The organism is Xanthomonas sp. CFBP 8445, assembly GCF_025666235.1.
GTDB lineage: Bacteria > Pseudomonadota > Gammaproteobacteria > Xanthomonadales > Xanthomonadaceae > Xanthomonas_A > Xanthomonas_A indica.
Window position 1 is genome coordinate 1,206,837 of the sequence record NZ_CP102594.1, and the last position, 20,920, is coordinate 1,227,756.

Annotated in this window: 14 protein-coding genes; 9 read left to right on the top strand and 5 right to left on the bottom strand. The window is 69.9% G+C overall.

The genetic code is table 11. The features are described from left to right. The first annotated feature begins 9 nt into the window (after nt 1-9). From NUG21_RS05225 to tkt, 9 genes are all read left to right on the top strand, one after another. Nucleotides 10-1,905: a type IV pilus secretin PilQ gene (locus NUG21_RS05225; RefSeq protein ID WP_263392466.1), complete on the top strand. Its 1,896-nt coding sequence runs from the start codon at nt 10-12 to the stop codon at nt 1,903-1,905. A 154-nt stretch (nt 1,906-2,059) separates the two neighbouring features. Next, complete coding sequence (locus NUG21_RS05230; RefSeq protein WP_010340870.1) at nt 2,060-3,079, top strand: AAA family ATPase; 1,020 nt, start codon at nt 2,060-2,062, stop codon at nt 3,077-3,079. 67 nt (nt 3,080-3,146) lie between these two features. Next, on the top strand, nt 3,147-4,079 hold the full coding sequence (locus NUG21_RS05235; RefSeq protein ID WP_263392467.1) for a DUF58 domain-containing protein: 933 nt from the start codon (nt 3,147-3,149) through the stop codon (nt 4,077-4,079). Then, entirely contained in the window at nt 4,076-4,543 is a 468-nt protein-coding gene (locus NUG21_RS05240) for a DUF4381 family protein (protein WP_263392468.1), read from the top strand. Before NUG21_RS05235 ends, NUG21_RS05240 begins: the two co-directional genes overlap by 4 nt. After that, entirely contained in the window at nt 4,540-5,562 is a 1,023-nt protein-coding gene (locus tag NUG21_RS05245; protein ID WP_263392469.1) for a vWA domain-containing protein, read from the top strand. Before NUG21_RS05240 ends, NUG21_RS05245 begins: the two co-directional genes overlap by 4 nt. Next, nucleotides 5,559-7,391 (top strand): tetratricopeptide repeat protein, encoded by a 1,833-nt coding sequence (locus NUG21_RS05250; RefSeq protein ID WP_263392470.1) that lies wholly within the window; start codon nt 5,559-5,561, stop codon nt 7,389-7,391. The genes NUG21_RS05245 and NUG21_RS05250 overlap by 4 nt, the downstream gene beginning before the upstream one ends. A 47-nt stretch (nt 7,392-7,438) precedes the next feature. After that, on the top strand, nt 7,439-9,145 hold the full coding sequence (locus NUG21_RS05255) for a BatD family protein (RefSeq protein WP_263393033.1): 1,707 nt from the start codon (nt 7,439-7,441) through the stop codon (nt 9,143-9,145). 382 nt (nt 9,146-9,527) lie between these two features. Further along, nucleotides 9,528-10,817, top strand: a complete 1,290-nt coding sequence (locus tag NUG21_RS05260) for a dicarboxylate/amino acid:cation symporter (RefSeq protein ID WP_242080513.1) — start codon at nt 9,528-9,530, stop codon at nt 10,815-10,817. A gap of 227 nt (nt 10,818-11,044) precedes the next feature. Then, nucleotides 11,045-13,045 carry a transketolase gene (gene tkt / locus NUG21_RS05265; protein ID WP_019796904.1) on the top strand — a complete coding sequence of 667 codons (2,001 nt, stop codon included), beginning with the start codon at nt 11,045-11,047 and terminating at the stop codon, nt 13,043-13,045. Between the two features lie 195 nt (nt 13,046-13,240). Here tkt and NUG21_RS05270 read toward each other — a convergent pair whose 3' ends face one another. From NUG21_RS05270 to NUG21_RS05290, 5 genes are all read right to left on the bottom strand, one after another. After that, nucleotides 13,241-14,002: a DUF2894 domain-containing protein gene (locus tag NUG21_RS05270; RefSeq protein ID WP_263392471.1), complete on the bottom strand. Its 762-nt coding sequence runs from the start codon at nt 14,000-14,002 to the stop codon at nt 13,241-13,243. Further along, nucleotides 13,992-14,642, bottom strand: coding sequence for an OmpA family protein (locus tag NUG21_RS05275; RefSeq protein WP_160947511.1), 651 nt, complete (start codon nt 14,640-14,642; stop codon nt 13,992-13,994). Before NUG21_RS05275 ends, NUG21_RS05270 begins: the two co-directional genes overlap by 11 nt. Next, entirely contained in the window at nt 14,639-17,095 is a 2,457-nt protein-coding gene (locus NUG21_RS05280) for a DUF802 domain-containing protein (RefSeq protein ID WP_263392472.1), read from the bottom strand. The genes NUG21_RS05275 and NUG21_RS05280 overlap by 4 nt, the downstream gene beginning before the upstream one ends. A 10-nt stretch (nt 17,096-17,105) precedes the next feature. Continuing rightward, nucleotides 17,106-17,840: a DUF3348 domain-containing protein gene (locus NUG21_RS05285; RefSeq protein WP_242080518.1), complete on the bottom strand. Its 735-nt coding sequence runs from the start codon at nt 17,838-17,840 to the stop codon at nt 17,106-17,108. Between the two features lie 269 nt (nt 17,841-18,109). After that, on the bottom strand, nt 18,110-20,848 hold the full coding sequence (locus tag NUG21_RS05290) for a TonB-dependent receptor (protein ID WP_263392473.1): 2,739 nt from the start codon (nt 20,846-20,848) through the stop codon (nt 18,110-18,112). Nucleotides 20,849-20,920: the final 72 nt, after the last annotated feature.

Here is a 20,920-nt window from a genome sequence, read left to right on the forward strand (position 1 = left end):
GATAGCACGATGACTTTTTCCAAAGCCCTGAGCCTGCGCCCCATCCGGCGCCACGCGACGATGCGGCTATGCGCGTTGGGGTTGGCGGCGATGCTCGGGAACGCGGTCGTCGCCAGCGCGGCACCGGCCACTGCGGCTGCGGCCACGCCCGCCGCAGCGGCGGCGACGCCGGCCAAGCTCACCGTGTCGAAGGTCGACTTCAAGCGCGGCGACGGCGGTGCGGGGCGGCTGATCCTGTCCTTCAACGGCGCCGGCGCCAGCCCGGACCTGCGCACCCAGGGCAACAACGTGGTGGTCGACGTCGGCAATGCCATGCTGCCGCCAGAGCTGCAGCGGCCGCTCAACGTCACCGACTTCGCCACCCCGGTGCAGCGCATCGATGCCAAGCCCTATGCGGGCGGCGCGCAGCTGACGCTGAGCACCAACGGCCCGTTCGAATCGCTGGCCTACCAGTCGGGCAACGAGTACGTGGTCGAGATCACCCCGCGCGCCGCTGCGCCGGCCGTCGGCGCGGTCACCGCGGCCACGGTCAGCCAGGCCGCCGCGCAGGTGGCCGAGCGCGGCTACAGCGGCAAGCCGGTGACCTTCAACTTCCAGGACGTGCCGGTGCGCACGGTGCTGCAGCTGATCGCCGAGGAATCCAATCTCAACATCGTCGCGTCCGACACCGTGCAGGGCAGCGTCACCCTGCGCCTGGTCAACGTGCCGTGGGACCAGGCGCTGGACATCGTGCTGCGCGCCAAGGGCCTGGACAAGCGCCGCGACGGCAAGGTGATCTGGGTCGCGCCGCAGCAGGAATTGGCCAAGTTCGAACAGGACAAGGAAGACGCGCGCATCGCGATCGAGAACCGCGAGGACCTGATCACCGACTACGTGCAGATCAACTATCACAGCGCCACGGCGATCTTCAAGGCGCTGACCGAGGCCAAGGGCATCGGCGGTGGCGGCGGTGGTGGCGGTGGAAATGGCGGCAGCAACGGCAACAGCCAGAACGACAACGGCTTCCTGTCGCCGCGTGGACGCATCGTCGCCGACGAGCGCACCAACACGCTGATGATCAGCGACATCCCGAAGAAGGTCGCGCAAATGCGCGAACTGATCAATGTGATCGATCGACCGGTCGACCAGGTGCTGATCGAGGGGCGTATCGTCATCGCCACCGATACCTTCGCCCGCGACCTGGGCGCCAAGTTCGGTGTCGGCGCAACACGCACCTATGGAGACAATGTCGCCACGGTCGGAAGCAACGCAGCCGGTGGCGGCGTCAATACGCGTGGCCTCAATGTCGATCTGAGCGGCCCGACCTTCACCAGCGCGCAGACCCTGCCCAGCCTCGCATACACCCTGCTCGGCAAGAACTTCAATCTGGATCTGCAACTGTCTGCCCTGCAAGAAGAAGGGCGGGGTGAAGTCATTTCCAATCCGCGCATCGTGACCTCCAACCAGCGCGAGGCAGTGATCCGGCAAGGCAAGGAAATCGGCTATGTCACGATCACCGGTGGAACCGCCGGAACCGCGGCGACGCCCAACGTACAGTTCAAGGAAGTATTGCTGGAGCTGAAGGTGACGCCGACCATCACCGACGACAATCGTGTGTTCTTGAACATGAACGTCAAGAAAGACGAAGTCGAGCGCTACGTGGTCTTGCAGAACTACGGCACCGTGCCGGAAATCAATCGCCGCGAGATCAATACCGCCGTGCTGGTCGACGATGGTCAGACGGTGGTGATCGGTGGTGTCTACGAGTTCAACGATCGCAGCAGCGTCTCCAAGGTGCCGTTCCTGGGCGATGTGCCGTTCCTGGGTAACTTGTTCAAGAAGCGCGGCCGCAACAAGACCAAGGCAGAGCTACTGATCTTCGTCACCCCGAAGGTGATGCACGTGGCCAAGCGCGCGCCGGCCTGAGTTTGCAAAACGCAGGCGGGATCCTCCGACGGGAGAGGCGCAGGCCTCTCCCGTCGTCGTTTACGCCGCATGGATGAGGAAATCCTGAATTCACAGCACGCGGCGGCGGCCGCGCGCGGAACCATTTTCACCGGTGATCGGTCAGACTGCGCAAATGAACACGTCCTCCTCGCCCCTCGATTCCCCGCCGGCCGCGCCCGAGCAGCAGCGCCTGCACGCCGCCTTCGTCGCCCTGCGCGACGGCCTGTCCCAGACCATCGTCGGCCAATCGGCGCTGGTGGAGCGCTTGCTGATCGCGCTGCTCGCCGACGGCCATCTATTGGTCGAAGGCGCGCCAGGTCTGGCCAAGACCACGGCGATTCGCGCCCTGGCCTCGCGCCTGGAAGCGGACTTCGCCCGCGTGCAGTTCACGCCGGACCTGCTCCCGGCCGACCTCACCGGGACCGAGGTGTGGCGTCCGCAGGAAAGCCGCTTCGAGTTCCTGCCCGGGCCGATCTTCCATCCAATCCTGCTTGCCGACGAGATCAACCGAGCGCCGGCCAAGGTGCAATCGGCGCTGCTCGAAGCGATGGGCGAGCGCCAGGTTACCGTCGGCCGGCATACGTACGCGCTGCCGAAGCTGTTCCTGGTCATGGCGACGCAGAACCCGATCGAGCAGGAAGGGACCTTCCCGCTGCCGGAGGCGCAGTTGGACCGCTTCCTGATGCATGTGCGGATCGGTTATCCGGAAGCGGCGGCGGAAGCGGAGATCCTGCGCCTGGCGCGCGAGCGTGCACGCGAGACGCTGGAGTCGGGCGAGGCGCCGCCGCCGCGCATGCCGCTGGAAGACGTGTTCGCCGCACGCCGTGCGGTGCTGGCGCTGCACATGGCGCCGCCGCTGGAGCGTTATCTGATCGAACTGGTGCTGGCCTCGCGCGACGCCAGCGGCTACGACGCCGCGTTGGCGCGGCGCATCGCCTGGGGCGCGAGCCCGCGCGGCTCGATCGCGCTGGAGCGTTGCGCGCGCGCCCGGGCCTGGCTGGCCGGACGCGATTTCGTCACGCCCGACGACGTGCGGGCGGTCGCCGCCGACGTGCTGCGCCACCGCGTGTTGCCCAGCTACGAAGCCACCGCCGAAGGCTGGGATGGCGATCGCCTGGTCGCCGCGCTGCTGGACAAGGTGCCGCCGCCGTGACCGGGTGCAGGTACGCGCGCCCTGATGCAGGGCTGACTGCCGCCCGCCTTCGCACGGAGTAACGACGATGGCACCGCAGCCGACCGCGCCGGGCATGCCGCAGGCCGCCGCGCCGGCCGAGCAGGGCGTCCGCCCCAGCCTGACCGAACTGGTGGCGTTGCGCGCGGCCGTCGCGCGGGTGCCGCCGCCGCGTCGCGGCCGTCACGGCCTCAGCGGCGCCGCCCCGTCGCCGATGCGCGGGCGTGGCATGGAGTACGCCGAATCGCGCGAATACGTGGTGGGCGACGACGTCCGGCACATCGACTGGCGGCTGACCGCGCGCAGCGGCCGCACCCACACCAAGTTGTTCCAGGCCGAGCGCGAACGGCTCAGCCTGATCGTGGCCGATACCGCGCCGTCGCTGTATTTCGGTACGCGCGTCCGCTTCAAGTCGGTGCAGGCTGCGCGTGCCGGGGCCGTGGCCGCATGGGCGGCGCAGCGCCAGGGCGATCGCCTGGCCGCGCTGCGCGGCAGCCGCAGCGAAGCGCCGGTGCCGCCCGCCTCCGGACCGCGCGGGGTGCTGCGTGTGCTCGATGCGCTGGCGCGCTGGTATGCGCAGCCGCCGCAGGACGACGCCGGCCTGGGCATGGCCCTGGATCACGCGGCCAAGTTGCTGCGTCCAGGGTCGCGCCTGACCGTGCTGGCCGATCCGGCCAGCGCCCAGGCGGTACCCTCCGCGCGCTGGGCCGGGCTGGCGCTGCACAACGACGTCGAGTTGATCCTGCTCGCCGATCCGCTGGAAGTGCAGCCGCCGCGCGCGGCCCTGCCGTTCTGTGCCAGCGGCCGCCGCGTGGAAGTGGATCTGCTGGCGAGCACCGCGCGGCAGCGCTGGCGCGCGCAGTTCGTGCAGCCGCTGGAAACCCTGGCTGCGGAACTGCCGGGCCGTGGCGTGCAGGTGCGGGTGCTGCTGAGCGACGCGCCCAGCGAATCGTGGTTGCTGCCGGTGGGGGCGATGGCATGAGCCCGCAGCAACTGCCCCTGCGCGATGTGCATCTGCCGCCGGCGCCGGCCTGGTGGCCGCCCGCACCGGGCTGGTGGATGCTGGCGGCAGTGCTGCTGCTGGCGATCGCCGCGGTGCTGGTCGTGTGGATACGCCGGCGCCAGCGCGTCCAGCGCTGGCAGCGCCAGTTCGACGCGGCAACGCGCGCGGGCGAACCGCCGGCGCAGGTGGCCGCGGTGTCGGAGTTGCTGCGGCGCGCGGCGCAACGTCGCGATCCTGCCGCGGCGACACTGCAGGGTGAAGACTGGCTGCGGTTCCTGGACGGTGGCGACAAGCGCCAGGCGTTCTCGGCCGGCCCGGGCCGTGTGCTGCTTGATGGCGGTTATCGGCCCAGCGTGGACCCGGCACAGGTGCAGGCGTTGCTGCCGCTGGCACGGCGCCGGTTCCTGGTGCTGATGGCGACGCGACGTGGAGGACGGCGATGAGCCTGTTGCCGTCGTCGTGGCAGAGCCTCAGCGACCTGGTGGCCGGCTTCGCCTGGCCCTGGATGTGGCTGGCGATGCCGCTGCCCTTGCTGGCCAACCTGCTGCTGCCGGCACGCCGCGGCAATGCGCCGGCCTTGCGCGTGCCCTATGGCGAGCGCCTGCAGGCCGCGGCCGCCGCGCCGGCCCGTGGTGGGCTGTGGCGCGCCAGCGTGTGGCTGGCATGGCTGGCGTGGTTCTGCCTGTGCGCGGCGGCGGCGCGCCCGTTGCAACTGGGCGAGCCCATCGCGCCGCCGCAGCAGGCGCGGCAACTGATGCTGGCGGTGGATCTGTCCGGCAGCATGAGCGAGCCGGACATGAGTCTGGGCGGGCGCGTGGTCGATCGTTTGACCGCGGCCAAGGCGGTGCTGGCCGATTTCCTCGACCGCCGCGACGGCGACCGCATCGGCCTGCTGGTGTTCGGCCAGCAGGCGTATGCGCTGACCCCGCTGACCGCGGACCTGGCCACGGTGCGCGACCAGTTGCGCGACAGCGTGGTCGGCCTGGCCGGGCGCGAGACCGCGCTGGGCGATGCGATCGCGCTGGCGGTCAAGCGCCTGCGCGAGCAGAAGCAGGGCGAGCGCGTGCTGATCGTGCTCACCGACGGCGTCAACACCGCCGGCGTGCTCGACCCGCTGAAGGCCGCCGAACTGGCCAAGGCCGAACACGTGCGCGTCTATACCATCGCCTTCGGTGGCGATGGCGGCATGTCGTTGTTCGGCCTGCCGATCCCGGGGAGCGGCGGCGACGATCAGGTCGACGAGGACACGCTGCGCAAGATCGCGCAGGACACCGGTGGGCGCTTCTTCCGCGCCCGCGACACCGCCGAGCTGGCCTCGATCTACGCCGAGCTGGACCGGCTCGAGCCGGTACGGTCTGCTGGCCCGGCGGTGCGGCCACGGATCGAATGCTACGCCTGGCCGCTGGGCGCGGCGTTGGCCCTGGCGTTGCTGTCCTTCATCTGGCCCTGGAGGCGGCAATGACCCGCGCGGTGGAATTTCTCCAGGCCCTGCACCTGTTGCGCCCGGAGTGGCTGTGGGCGCTGCTGTTGCTGCCGTTGTTGGGCTGGAGCTGGTGGCGTCGGCGTCGGCGCCGCGACATCTGGCGGCGCACGGTGGACCCGCATCTGCTGCCGCACCTGCTGGCGCGCGGCGATGCCAAGGGTCGCGCCGGCCTGTTGCTGGGTGCGCTGGGCTATGCGTTGGCCGTGCTGGCGCTGGCCGGCCCGAGCTGGCGCCAGGAACAGCAGCCGCTGTGGCAGGCGCGCACGCCGTTGGTGATCGCGCTGGATCTGTCCGCGCAGATCGATGCGCGCGACCTGCCGCCGTCGCGGCTGTTGCAGGCGCGGGCCAAGCTGGCGCGGCTGCTGCACGAGCGCGCCGGCGGCGAAGTGGCGCTGCTGGCGTATGCCGGCGAGCCGTACACGGTGGCGCCGCTGACCGACGACGCGGCGAACGTGGGCCTGTTCCTCGACGCGCTGTCGCCGCAGGTGATGCCGGTGGCGGGGCAGCGGACCGACCTGGCGATCGACTGGGCGGCGCAGTTGCTGCGCCAGGCCGGTTTCTCCCGCGGCGACATCCTGGTGCTCAGCGATCAGGCCGATGCGAAGGCGCAGCAGGCGGCGGCACATGCGGCCGGGCAGGGCTATCACGTGTCCGCGCTGGGATTGGGCACGGCGCAGGGCGCTGCCTACCGCGACGACCAGGGCCGGCTGGCGCACGCGCAACTGGATGCAGGCTCGCTGCGTGCGCTGGCCACGGCCGGCGCGGGGCGTTATGCCGCGTTGACGCCCGACGATAGCGACCTGCGCGCACTGGGCGTGTTGCGGCCGCAGGAAGCGGACGCCACGGCCGCCGACGAAAGCCATGGCCGGGTCTGGCTCGACCAGGGTTACTGGTTGTTGCCACCGCTGATGTTGCTGGCCCTGCTGGCGTTTCGCCGGCGCGGCGGCGCGGCGGTGCTGCTGTTGGTGTTGGTGCCGTTGGCGCTGCCGGGACCGGCCCAGGCCCAGCCAGCGGCGCAGGCACAGGCAGCCACTCCCGCTCCCGTTGCAGGCGGCTGGTGGGAGCGTGCCGACCAGGTCCGTCAGCAGCGGCTGGACGCCGGCGTGCAGGCGTATCGCAAAGGTGACTTCGCCGCCGCCCAACAGCAGTTCGAAGGCATCGACAGCGATGCCGGTTGGTACAACCTCGGCAATGCGCTGGCGCGCCAGGGCCGTTACGACGAGGCGATCGACGCGTACGACAAGGCGCTGAAGCTGCATCCGCAGATGGCCGACGCGATCGCCAACCGCGCTGCGGTAGAGGCCGCGCGCAAGCGTCAGTCGTCGCAGAACTCCAAGTCCGGCCAGCAAGGCAAGGACGGCCAGCAGCAGAAGAACGGTCAGCAACAGAACGGACAGCAGCAGTCGGGCCAGCAGCAGAATGGTCAGCAGCAGAATGGTCAGCAGAAGGACCAGCAGCAAGCGCAGGGTGGCCAGCAGCAGAACGGCAAGCAGCGCGACGGCCAGCAGGGGCGCGACGGCGCCGGGGACGCACAGCAGGCGCCACCGAAGCCAGGCGATGCGCAGGCGCAACAGCGGGCCGATGCGGCGCAGCGCCAGCAGATGCAGCAGGCGATGGCGCAGCAGGGCGGCACCGACAAGCAGGCCGCCGAACGCGCGGCTGCCGCCGCGAACGAGACGCCGCAGCAGCGCGAGCAGCGCCAGGCGGTGGAGGCGTGGTTGCGGCGGGTACCGGACGATCCGGGCAATCTGCTGCGCGCCAAATTCAGGCTGGAACACGAACGCAGGCAGCGGGAACAGGAACCATGATCCACTTCAAGCGATTCGGCCAGGGGGGGCGCGTCTGCGCAGCGCTGATGGTGTTGGCCGCGCTGCTGCTGGCGCTGCCGGCGGGCGCCGCCACGCGCGCGTGGCTGGATCGTAACAACGTCGGCGCCGGCGAGGGCGTGACTCTCAACATCGAGACCGACCAGGCGACGGCGACCCCGGACTACACGCCGCTGCGCGCGGATTTCGCGCTCAGCAACGAGGTCAAGAGCCGGCAGATGCAGATCGTCAACGGCGCGGTCTCGGCGAAGTCCCTGTTCGGCGTGATCCTGACCCCGCGTAGCACCGGCACGCTGGAGATCCCGTCGCTGCAGGTCGGCAACGAGCGCACCGCGCCATTGCGGTTGGAGGTGGGCGCGGCCAGCGCCGCGGCGCCCGCCACCGCCACCGCCGATGTGCCGGCGCAAGTGGGCAACGCCGATGTGTTCGTGCAGACCGTCGTCGACGACGCGCAGCCCTATGTGCAGCAGAGCGTGGGCGTGGTGGTGCGGCTGTATCTCGGCGTGCCGCTGAGTTCCGGCGAACTGGACCTGGACGCACCGGCGGGCGCGTCGTTGCAGCGCGTCGGCGACGATATCCAGAACCGCCGCCAGATCGACGGACGCATGTACACCGTGGTCGAGCGGCATTACCTGCTGGTCCCCGAACGCAGCGGACCGCTGCTGTTGCCGGGCGCGCGTTTCAGCGGTCGTGGCCCCACCGGTTTCTTTGACGACTACTTCGGCCGTGGTGGCGAACTCAATGCGCGCGGCACCGCGCAGACCCTGCAGGTGCGCGCGCAGCCGGCCAATGCGCCGCAGCCATGGCTGCCGCTGCACGAATTGCGCCTGCGCTATACCGCCACGCCGCAGCGCGCCAAGGCCGGCGAAGCGGCCGACATCGTGGTCGAGGCCACCGCACGCGGCGCCACCCAGGCCCAGTTCCCCGAACTGCCCACGCCCAGCGTCGATGGCGCACAGGTGTTCGCCGAGCCGCCGCAGGTGCAGGAACGCTTCGTCGACGGCGGCCCGCAGGTGACCGTCACCCGCCGCTACTCGATCGTGCCGCAGGCGGCGGGCCCGTTGCTGGTGCGCGGCCTGCGCATGCCCTGGTGGGATGTCGGCGCCGGCGCCGCGCGCGAGGCCAGCCTGCCGGACCTGACCCTGCAGGTGCAGCCCGGGCAAGGCGTGCCCGCGCCGGCCCCGGCGCCGCTCAGTCCGACGGCGCCGACGCTGAGCGTGGTGCCGCCGGACAACGCGGTGGCGCCGACGCACACGCTGCGCGGACGGCTCGCTTCGTTGCCGCTGTGGATGGCATTGGCCGCGGGCTTCGCGGTGCTATGGCTGGCGACCCTGGTCTGGGCCTGGCGCCGCGCGCGCCGCCCGCGCGGCGCGGCCGCGCTGCCATCGACGGCGCCCAACGCTGCGCCTGGCACGCCATCGGCGCCTGCAAGCGCCCGCGCCGCGCTGCCGGCGTTGCGCAAGGCCCTGGATAGCGGCGGACTGGACGAGGTCGCGGCGATCCTGTGCGCACAGGCCGGCGTCGCCGACCTGGATACGGTCGTGCAGCGTCTGGACGATCCGGCACAGCGCGACGCGGTGCTGCGCATGCAGCACGCGCGCTGGGGCGGTGGCGGCGATGTGACCGGTGCGCGTGCCGCGCTGCGTCAGGCGTTCTGGGCCGGGCCACGTTGGCGCGCTGCGCCGCGCAAGCAGGACAAGGACGATTTGCCGCCGTTGTATCCGCGCGACGCGTGATTTCCTGTTGTTATGCGCGTAACGCTGATCGTTCTCAACGACGCAGCGTGATCGATGATGTTGTCGCCGATTTCTCAGGTGCGTACCGGAAGACCGGCGGCGGATGTGGCCATAGCCGCGACACGATTTCGATAGCGTGATCGAGCGAATGGCGCGGATCCAGCTTCGTACCATTCGTGTCTTCACCCGGAGCACAGGACGTTGACGCCCGGCCGTGCGCCTTGGTGCTGATGCAGTCATGGCTGGCCAGCCTGTCTGTCAGGTTTTTTTCGCGACTGCGTCTATCGACAGCGCCTTGCCACAGGGCTCGCACCAGCGGCGAGATGTCGACGCTTGCTCATGGTTTGTTAAGCTGGGTGTTCCTCCTTGCAAGGCGCACACCATGACCGACACCCCCGTGAAGGCCGAAACCGGCATGCCGTTGCACTGGAAAATGGCGATCGGCTTCGTCCTCGGGCTGGTGCTGGGCCTGGCGGTGCATATGAGCGTGGGCGGCGATGCGGCGTGGGTGCAGGCGCTGACCAAGTACCTCACCACGCCGTTCTCGAAGCTGTTCCTCAACCTGATCTTCATGCTGATCGTGCCGTTGCTGTTCTCGGCGCTGGTGATGGGCATTTCGGAGATGGGCGACATCCGTGCGCTCGGCCGGATCGGCTGGAAGACGCTGGGCTATACGGTGGTGCTGTCCGGTGTGGCGGTGCTGCTGGGCTTGGTGCTGGTCAACGTACTCAAGCCCGGCATCGGCGTGGATCGCGAGCTGGCGCAGCAGTTGCTGCAGCAGAACGTGGAGCGGACGGCGCAGATCGTCGACCAGAGCAAGCACCAGCCGCACGGCATGGACATGCTGTTGTCGATCGTGCCCGACAACGTGGTCGCGGCCGCGTCCAGCAATGGCGCGATCCTGTCGCTGATGTTCTTCGCGGTGATGTTCGGCGTGGGCATGGTGCTCAGCGACGACGCCAAGGTGGCGACGCTGCGCCGCGGCATCGAGGGCGTGTTCGAGATCTCGATGACCCTGATCGGCCTGGTGATCCGCCTGGCGCCGTATGCGGTGGCCTGCTTCATGTTCAACCTGGCGGCGCTGTTCGGCTTCGAACTGCTGGTGCGGCTGGGCGCTTACGTGGGCGTGGTGGTGCTGGCGCTGGGCCTGCACATGGTGGTGAGCTACGGCGTGGCGGTGCGCCTGGCCGGACGCTCGCCGCTGTGGTTCTTCCGCTCTACCCGCGAAGCGACGGTGATGGCGTTCTCCACTGCGTCCAGCAACGCCACCCTGCCGACCGCGCTGCGCGTGGCCGACCAGATGGGGCTGCCGCACAAGGTCTCGCGTTTCGTGCTGACCGTCGGCGCCACCGCCAACCAGAACGGCACCGCGCTGTTCGAGGGGGTGACGGTGATCTTCCTGGCGCAGTTCTTCGGCGTGGAACTGAGCATCGCGCAGCAATGCATGGTGATGCTGGTGTGCATCCTCGGCGGCATCGGCACTGCCGGCGTGCCATCCGGCTCGCTGCCGGTGGTGGCGCTGATCTGCGCGATGGTGGGCGTCGACCCGGTCGGCATCGGCATGATCCTGGGCGTCAACCATTTCCTGGACATGTGCCGCACCGCGCTGAACGTGACCGGCGACCTGGCCCTGACCACGCTGGTGGCCAAGGGCGAGGACGGCGGGGATTAGGGATCGGGATTGGGAAGGCGGCGCTATCGCCGCCTGACGGGCCATGGGTAGGTGCCGCTTCAGCCGCGATGGGCCATCCCGGTGCGCCTGTCGCGGCTGAAGCCGCTCCTACGCCATCCGAGGTGTCCAGCCGGTGACGCTACGAATCCCGAATCCCGAATCCCCAATCCCCGCCTGTGGGACAATAGTGGGCCCGACGCCACGCGCCCGCTTCCGACAGATCCCTCATGACGACGCCTACCCGCCGCGAACTCGCCAACGCGATCCGTTTCCTTGCCGCCGATGCGGTCGAGGCCGCCAATTCCGGCCACCCCGGCATGCCGATGGGCATGGCCGACATCGCCGAAGTGCTGTGGAACGACTTCCTCAGCCACAATCCGAACAATCCGCACTGGTTCAACCGCGACCGCTTCGTGCTGTCCAATGGCCATGGCTCGATGCTGCAGTACGCGCTGCTGCACCTGTCCGGCTACGACCTGCCGATCGAGGAGCTCAAGCGCTTCCGCCAGCTGCACAGCAAGACCGCCGGCCACCCGGAGCGCAGCGAGACTCCCGGGGTGGAGACCACCACCGGTCCGCTGGGCCAGGGCTTCGCCAACGCGGTCGGTTTCGCGCTGGCCGAGAAGCTGCTGGCGCAGCGCTACAACCGCCCCGAGCACCAGATCGTCGACCATCGCACCTGGGTGTTCATGGGCGACGGCTGCATGATGGAAGGCGTGTCGCACGAAGCCGCATCGCTGGCCGGCACCTGGGGCCTGGGCAAGCTGGTCGCGTTCTGGGACAACAACCATATCTCCATCGACGGCAACACCGCCGGCTGGTTCAGCGACAACACCCCGGCGCGGTTCGAGGCCTATAACTGGCACGTGATCCGCGATGTCGACGGCCAGGATGCCGACGCGGTCAAGGCTGCGATCGAGGCCGCGATCGCCGAGAGCGAGAAGCCGACCCTGATCTGCTGCCGCACCACCATCGGCTTCGGTGCGCCGACCAAGGCCGGCAAGGAATCCTCGCACGGCGCCGCGCTGGGCAAGGAAGAGTTGGAAGGCGCGCGCAAGGCGCTGAACTGGCCGTATGCGCCGTTCGAGATCCCGCAGGCGATCTACGACGGCTGGCGCGCCGGCGGTGCTGGCACGCTGCGCCAGGCCGAGTGGGAGCAGGCCTTCGACAAGTACGCCAAGCAGTACCCGGCCGAAGCCGCGGAACTGACCCGCCGCTCGCATGGCGAGCTGCCGGAAGACTTCCTCGCCCAGGCCGACGCCTACATCGCCAAGCAGGCCGCCGAAGGCCAGACCATCGCCTCGCGCAAGGCGTCGCAGATGGCGATCGAGGCGTTCGCGCCGCTGCTGCCGGAGCTGGTCGGCGGTTCGGCCGACCTGGCGCATTCCAACCTGACCCTGTGGAAGGCCAGCAAGTCGGTCGCCAGCGACGATCCGAACGCCAACTACGTGTACTACGGCGTGCGCGAGTTCGGCATGACCGCCATCGCCAACGGCCTGGCGCTGCACGGCGGCTTCATCCCGTTCGACGCCACCTTCCTGGTGTTCAGCGACTACGCGCGCAACGGCGTGCGCATGAGCGCGCTGATCCCGGCGCACGCGATCCACGTCTACACCCACGATTCGATCGGCCTGGGCGAGGATGGCCCGACCCATCAGCCGGTGGAACACCTGGCGTCGCTGCGCTACATCCCCAACAACGACGTGTGGCGCCCCTGCGACACGGTGGAGTCGGCGGTGAGCTGGAAGGCCGCGATCACCCGCAAGGACGGCCCGAGCTGCCTGGTGTTCAGCCGCCAGAACCTGCCGCACCAGCCGCGCAGCGCCGAGCAGATCAAGCAGATCGAGCGCGGCGGCTACGTGCTGGCCGATGCCGAGGGCGGCACGCCCGACGTGATCCTGATCGGCACCGGCTCGGAAGTCGGCCTGGCGGTGGAAGCGAAGCAGGCGCTGGATGCCGCGGGCCTGAAGACCCGCGTGGTGTCGATGCCGTGCACCGACGTGTTCGATCGCCAGGACGCCGCCTACCGGGAATCGGTGCTGCCGTCGTCCGTGCGCAAGCGCGTGGCGGTGGAAGCCGGTGTCACCGCCTTCTGGCGCGCCTACGTGGGCCTGGACGGCGCCGTGGTCGGCATCGACAGCTTCGGCGCCTCGGCGCCGGCGAATGTGCTGTACAAGCACTTCCAGATCACCGCCGAGCACGTGGTGGCGGCGGCGAAGGCGCTGTAAGCCGATCCCGCGATGGAAGACGGAAAAGGCCGGCGTATGCCGGCCTTTTTCTTGCCTGTGCGGATGTGTCGGATGAGGAAAAAGCGGATCTCGTAGGAGCGGCTTCAGCCGCGACCGCCGTTCCCTGTAACGCCCGTCGCAGCTAAAGCCGCTCCTGCCACGACGCTGTCGGCGCGATGTGCATCGACGATGGGCTCAACCGCGCTTGCGCGGCCTGCTGCGCGGCGTTGCAGGTTTGCCGGCGGCGTTACTGGATTTCTGCGGCGTCGCCAGTGCGCCAGCCTCCTGCAGTTGCTGCAGCCAGGACAGTGCGTCGACGTAGGACAGGAAGTGCTGCAGGTAGCCGGGCGAGAGCGTGCGCATCAGCGTCAGTGCGCGATGCACCAGCACGCCGGAGTTCAGCGGACCGGCGTCGGCGGGTGCCGGTTGCAGCGACTGCCGCAACTGGCTGCGGCTGCGCAGCTCGGTCCACAGCCGGCGCGCGTCTTCGACCGCGGGCAACTGTGGCGCGACGAGGCGCGCTGGCGCCGCTGCGGACGACGACGCTGCGTCAGCTGGCGACGCTGCCGCTGTGAGCGGCTCGGTGGTGGTCCCGGTGCCGGTGTCGGCACCCAGACCGGGCGCGGCGTCGGATTCGGTGGCAACGTTGCTGGCGCTGGCGACGGCAGCCGAACGATGTTCCGCCAGCAGTGCACCCAGCGGACTCGGCTGGGCCGAGTGCGCCGCGGCGTCGGCGGTATCGACAGTGTTCTGCGGCGTCGCGGCCAGCGCGGCCGCGTAGGCGTCGAGCAGGGCGGACAGCTTCTGCTCCAGCAGTTCCCGCGCCTTGCCCCGCTGCGCCTCGGTGCGGCGTGCCAGCGCTTCGAGGAAGCGGAAGCGCAGCGGGTCCAGCCGCTCGGCATGCTGTGTGCGCCAGGCGGCAAGACGGTCGGTGGCGGCGATTGGATCAGGGCGCATGCGGTGTCGCGGCGCGCTTGCGCATGCGTGGCAGCGGTGCCATCTCCACGCGGCGGTTGCTGGCGCGTCCGGCCTCGTCCACGTTCGGCGCCACCGGTTGCTGCGCGCCGAAGGCCGCGGCGAAGACCGCATCGGCCGGTACGCCGGCCTCGATCAGCGCGCGGGTCACGGTCAGCGCACGCTCGGCCGACAGTTCCCAGTTGTCGGCGAACTGGCGGTTGCTCTCGCGCACCTGGCGGTCGTCGGTGAAGCCGCTGACCATCAGGATCTCGTCGCGGGCCTTGAGGTAGCCGGCCAGCGGCGCGGCCAGGCTCTTCAGCAGGTCGCGGCCCTCCGGCTGCAACTGATCCGAGTTCAACGCGAACAGCACGTTGCCGCGGATGCCGATGCGGCCGTCGACCAGGGTCACCCGGCCCGCCGCCAGCGGGACCGCCAGCGCCTGTTCCAGGGTCTTGCGCTGTTGCGCTTCGCGCTGGTGCTGACGCATTTCCGCGTCCAGCTTGTTCGCCAGCTGCAACTGCACGCCGATCACCCCGATCAGGATCAGCACGAAGGCGCCGAGCAGCACCGACATCAGGTCGCCGAACACCGCCCAGACCGGCGCGCCGCTGTCGGCCTCGAGTTCCAGCTCGTCGCTCATGCCGCGTCGGCCTGGTCGGGCGCCTGGCGCGCGGCGAGCTGGCGCAGTTCCTCGGTGATCTGCTGCTGCGAGAGCATGCTCAGGTCGATCACTTCGCGCGCCTGCGCCACGTAGTACGCCAATTGCTCATCGCTGCGCGCCAGCGACTTGTCCAGCGCCTGTTCGATGCCCTGCAGGCGTTCCAGCAGCGCCGTATTCGATTCGCCGAAGGCCTGCACCGCACCGGCGAAGGCGTCGCCCAGGCTGGCCACTTCGGTGGCGCCGGCGACGACCTGTGCGGCGGCGTCGCCGAGCTTGCCGGTCTCGGCTTCGATCCGGTCGGTGAAGCGGCTGCCGACGCGTTCCAGCAGGTCGGCCGAGGTGGCGACCAGGGCGTCCACCGCGCTGCGCTGTTCGGTGGACGCGTGGTTGACCGCCTCCAGCAGCGTCTGCAGCGTGGCCAGCAGGCGGTTGCGTTCGTCCAGCATCGCGGTGTCGCGGACCATGCTGTCGGAGAGCTTCTGGCGCAGTTCGGCGACCACGTCGGCCGCCGCCTTCGGCGCTTCCGAGGCGACCTGCACCAGCCGCTCGATCTCGGCGATGGTGTCGCGCGCCTGCGCCTGGCTCTGTTCCGACATCGCCGCGGCGGTCTCCTGCAGGGTGCTGCAGATCTCCTGCTGGCGCTGCGCGATGCGCTCGCCGTGATGTTCCCACTGCCCGCCGAGGGTCGCGGCCATGCTGGCGAAGCTGTCGGTCCAGGCGCGCAGGCGCGCCTGGTCGCGCGCCTCCAGCGCCTCCTGCAGGTCGGCATGGGCCTGCTGCAGCGTCTCGGCCAGCGCGGCGGCGCGCTGTTCCAGGGTGGCCGCGGCCGTGTCCAGCGCCTGCGCGTTGCGCACGGCGAGGGCTTCGTTGACCTCGCGTTGCTGCGCCAGCGCCGCGCTCCAGGCCTGTTGCGCGGCTTCGGCAGTGCTGTCCAGGCGCGTCGCCACGGTCTCCAGCGCCTGCGCATTGCGCATGGCGAGGGCCTCGTTGACGTCGCGTTGCTGCGCCAGCGCGGCGCTCCAGGCCTGCTGCGCGGCCCCGGCGGTGGCGTCCAGACGGGTCGCCACGGTGTCCAGCGCCTGCGCGTGGCGCGTGGCGAGCGCTTCGTTGACCTCACGCTGCTGCGTCAGTGCCGCGCCCCAGGCCTGTTGTGCGGCCTCGGCGGTGGCATCCAGACGGGTCGCCACCGTGTCCAGCGCCTGCGCATGGCGCGCGGCGAGACCGTCGTTGGCCGCGCGCTGCTGCGTCACGGCCTCGGCCCAGGCCTGCCTGGCGTCGTCGCTGGCGGCCTGCAGGCGTGCCGCGGTCGCCTCCACCAGGCTGGTAGTGCGCTGTTCCAGGCCGTCGCCGGCGCGTTGCAGTGCGCTGCCGAGTTCCTGCAGCAGCGCGCCGTTGGCGCGTTGCTGCTCGGCCAGCGCCTTGTCCCAGCGCTGCGTGGCCTGCTCGGCGGCCTGTGCGAAGCCGCTGGACAGACCGTCCAGTTGCCGCTGCACCGCCTGGCCGACGCTGTCCTGCAGCGCGGCGGTCTCGCGCGCTACGCCGTCGAGGGTGCGCTGCACCACCGGTTCCAGCGCGTCGCCGAACGCACGTGCGTGCGCGGCCACGCCGGCCTGCAGGGCGTGTTCCACGGCCCCGGCCAGGCGCGTGTAGGCGGCTTCGGTCCGGCTGTGGAAGGCGTCCTGGCTGCTGGCCAGGCGCTCGCCGCTGACCGCGCTGTGCTGTTCCAGCGCCGCCATCATCGTCTGCATGCGCTCGATCAGGCCGGGCATCAGCGTGGCCTGGGTCTGCAGCAGCTTGAAGGCCTCGTTGCGCTGGTAGGCCAGCGAATGCGTGCGCAACGCAGTGGCCGCATGCAGGTCCAACTGCTGCACTGCCTGCAGGCGCTCGCGCCGGCACAGCGCGGCGAGCAGGCCGAGCATCGCCGAGGTGGCCACGCCGGCGATGGAGGTGCCGAAGGCGAAGCCCAGGCCCTTCAGCGGCGCCGCCAGCGAGGCGCGGATGGCCTGCAGGTCGGTGGCGCTGTCCAGCGCCAGGCCGGTGCCGCGCAGGGTGGCCATCATGCCCAGGAAGGTGCCGAGCATGCCCAGCAGCACCAGCAGGCCGACCAGGTATGGGGTCAACGCCGGCACCGGCAGGGCCGCGCGCTCGCCCTCGATGCGCAGGCGCACCGCGTTGCGCAGGCTCGGGTGCAGGCGCTGCAGCCAGCCGCCCAGGTCGCTGCTTGCGGCGTCGGCTTGCGCCAGCGCGCCGTGCAGGGTCTGCGTGGCCTGGCGGTAGCGGTACAGCTCGGCGATGCCGGCCAGGTAGCAGAGGCCGATCAACGCGGCGAAGCCGGCGCCCAGCGGGTTGGAGCCGAGATAGCCGACGCCGATCCAGCAGACCACGGCGAGGCCGGCGAGGAACAGGGCGGAATGGAGCAGGGTCTTGGGCATGAGGGTCAAATCAACGGCTGCGAAGCGCGGCGAGCAGCGCCTCGATGGGATGGAAGCGGACGTCCAGTTCGGCGCGCAGGACGCTGTGCAGGTCCTGGCGGAACAGGTCCAGCCAGGCCGCGCCGGACGGCGCCGGGAGAGCGTCGGTGAGCGTTGGATCGGGAGTGGGTGCCGCCGCAGTCGCGCGCAGGCGCTGGAAATGCGCCTCCAGCAGGTTGGGCACCGTCGCCAGCAAGGTCTGTTCGCGCGGGCTGAGAGTCAGTTCCATGACCGCATCGACCTCGGCCAGCCGCGCCATGTCCGGCGAGAGCGGGATCAGGGCATCGCGCAGCAGGCCACGCAGGCGCCCGGTCGCGGTGAGCATCGCGCGCTGCAGCGCCAGGTAGCGCTGGCGGAACGGCGCGTACTCGATCGGTGCGTCGGGGTCGTGCTGGCGCTTGCCCACGGGCTTCCCGGTCTCCTTGGCGATGTCCAGCGCGATGCTTTCTTCCAGCGCGGCGCGCACGCGCAGGCATTCGGCCTCCAGCGCCGACGGTTCCGGCGCTTCGGGCGCGTCTTCGGCGGGCTCGGGCAGTTTGCCGTCCAGCGCCCGCGACACCGCCACCGCGCGGTTCCAGTCGATCCATTGGCCGAGCCGGTCGGCCAGCGCGGGGCTGGACGCGGGCATCGGCGCATCGCTCAGGCGCGCCAGCAGGCGAATGAAGGCCGGGCCCGGGACGGGCGCCCGTGGAGGGGCTTTCGCCATGTGAGGGGTCAAAAACCCGCAATTTTACACGCGAATGACATCCCCCGCCGGCGCCTGCCTCCGCGGGACGGAAACCGTTGCGTGGCGGGCACCGCGCGGTCCTGGCGGCGTCCAGGTGGGGCTGGCGGCGCAGGCGCCCGGGGATGCGGGGGCGCTCGCTGACGCGGCCCGCAGGACCGACCGGTGCCCCGGCATGCACCCGGGGCACGCCCAGGCGGCCCGATGCGCCGCAAGGCCTCCGGCGCGGCGCGCCGGAGGCAGGCGCGGCGTCAGTAGGTGTAGCTCAGCGTCAGCATGTACACGCGCCCGGTTTCCACGTAGGCGCCATCGGCACCGGGGTCGTAGGCCATGTAGCGCGTGGACTTGCCCTGGGTTTCGTAGAACGTGGCCGCGTTCAGCAGGTTCTTGGCGGCGATGCCGACATCGATGCCGTGCGGCAGGTGGTAGGTGGCGGTGAAGTCCAGCGACTTGACCGGCTGCAGGTAGTAGTTGAGTCGGTCGCTGGTCAGGCCGAGCAGTTGCAGGCCGGTGTAGTTGTAGCTCAGGTCGGCGCGCAGGCGGTTGTCGTCGTAGAACAGGTCCAGGTTGTAGATGCGCTCGGGCGCACGCGGCAGCCAGGTCTTTTCAGGTTGGTCGGCGCGCTTGCTGTCGGCGGAGCTGTGCTGCAGGGTCAGGTTGGCGGCGATGCCGAGATTGCCCCAGAACCCGGGCAGGTCCTGCAGGCGCTTGCTGCCGGCCAGCTCCACGCCGTACAGCGTGGCGGTGCCGCCGTTCTGCGGCATGGTCACCGGCACGCCGTCCTCGAAGGTGGTGCCGGTCGGGACCAGGCCGCCGAGCGTGTTGTCGTTGCTGGTCGCCGACTGCGAGGTGTAGATGAAGCCGGTGATGCGCTTGTAGTAGGTCGAGGCGCTGAGCACGCCGCCGTTGCGGTCGTAGAACTCCGCGGACAGGTCGGCGTTGTCGGCCTTGCTCGGCTGCAGGTCGGGATTGGGTTTGGAGATGCCGATGACTTTCTGGGTGGGGTCGACGGTGTACACGGTCTCGCCGGAGATCAGGCCGAACGCCGGGCGGCTGAAGCTGCGCCGCAGCGAGGCGCGGTAGACGGTCAGCTCGTCCGGGCGGTAGTTGAGGCTGATGCCGGGCAGCACCTCGCCGTAGCTGCGGCCGCTGCCGACGAAGCGGCCGTTGGTGCCGTCGCCGTTGGACTGCCAGGCGTCGGCCGAGTAGCGCGTCAGTTCGTAGCGCACCCCAGGCAGTACGGTCACCGCGCCGACATGCAGCGTGGCCATCGCGTAGCCGGCGTAGATCGCCTCGGTGCTGGAGGTGGTGTTGGCGTTGTAGTCGTTGGCGGTGTAGACGCCGGCTCCATTGGGATCGTTGACGTACTTATAGGGCACCGCCTGCGCGCGCACCCAGTCGCGGTCGAGGATCTTGAACGGTCCGGCATAGTGGCCATCGAAGGCCGCATAGGTGAGACGGCCGGGCAGCGCGCTCAGCGGTGGGCCGCCGGCATTGGGGAACACGTAGTTGCTGCCGCCGAAGTAGGGACCGTTGTAGATGAAGTTGCCGTCCTTGTGGAAGAACGGGTGATCGTAGGAACCGCGGTCGGCGTGGTCGAGCGACAGGCCGGTCTTGACCTCGTCGAGCAGGTCGCCGTCCACGCGGTAGCTGATGTCGGCATGCGCGCTGGCGCGGTTGTCGTGGCTGCCGGCATCGTGGCCCTGGGTCTTCCAGAACAGCGCCGAATCCAGGCTGTAGAAGAAGTTCTTCAGGGCCGGCGAACTGGGGCCGATGCCGGGATAGGTCGGATCGCTGAGGTCGAACGCGAAGCTGCCCGGGGTGAAGCCGTACAGGCTGGCCGCGACATAGTCCGGTCGGGCGCGCGTACCGCGTCCGAACGAGCCGCCGTAGTCGAAGCGCAGGCGGTCCAGCGTGGTCTGCCCACCCAGTTGCAGCGTGGCCAGGGTTTCCTTGATGTCGTGGGTGTTGAAGTAGCCGCCACGCACCGCGGTGGGCTGGTTGTTGACGGTTTCCAGGCGTGCGCTGGACTGGTCCTGCTGGCCGGTGACGTTGTAGCTGCCGTAGATGGCACGGGCGAAGAAGGCGCTGTGATCGCCCTGCCAATCGAAGGCGAGGTTGCCGCCGTAGCGCTCGATCTGGCTGGTGTAGACGCTGTACTTGTAGCGGGCGCTGAGCAGCGGGCCGACATCGCGCAGATCCACCGCCTTGGCCTGTGCCGGGTCCGCGGGGAAGTACGCGCTGTTGGGCGCGGGCGCCTGCGCCATGTTGTTGTTCTTGCCGTAGTAGGCCGAGGCGTAGATGCCGAACGCGTGGTCGTCGCCGAACTTCCAGGCGAACTCCTGTTGCACCGTGCCGCCGGTGTGCTTGCCGCCGAGGTCGGAGGCGAGCGCGTTGAACTGGCCTTGCGCGGTGGTCTTGCCGTAGAAGTCGCCGTCGAAATCGAACGCGCTGGGCGTGCGCATGTCGATCGCGCCGCCGATCGCGTCGCCCGGCAGGTCCGGGGTGGGCGACTTGGAGACCTTGACCGACTGGATGCCGAACGGCGCCAGCATGTTCAGCGAGATCGCACGCGTGGACGAATCGGTCTCGGGCATGCCGAAGCCGTTGAGGCTGTAGCTGTTGTAGCTGGCATCCAGGCCGCGGATGCTGACGTAGGCGTTCTCGCCGGTGGTGGCCTGGCCCAGATGCATGTCGCTGTAGGCCGACAGGCCGGGCAGGTGCGCGACCACGTCGGCGATGCCGGCGGAGGGGATCGCGTCGATCTGCTGCTTGCTCATCACGCTGTTGACGCCATTGGACAGGCGCTGTTCGTCCAGCGAACCCGGCGCGCTGGCCTGCGCCGCCTGCACGTTGACCGAGTCCAGGGTGGTGGTGCGCGCATTGGCGTCAGCGGGGTCGTTGGCATCGCTGGCGTGGGCGGCTGGCGAGAGCGCCAGCGCAAGGGCGATGGCACAGCACAAGGGACGGGGGCGATGGAACACGGGCATGGGCACGACTCGTTGGGGGAAACAGCGGTTGCGATCCGAGGTCCGGACACGCCGATGCCGGCGCGCGGATCG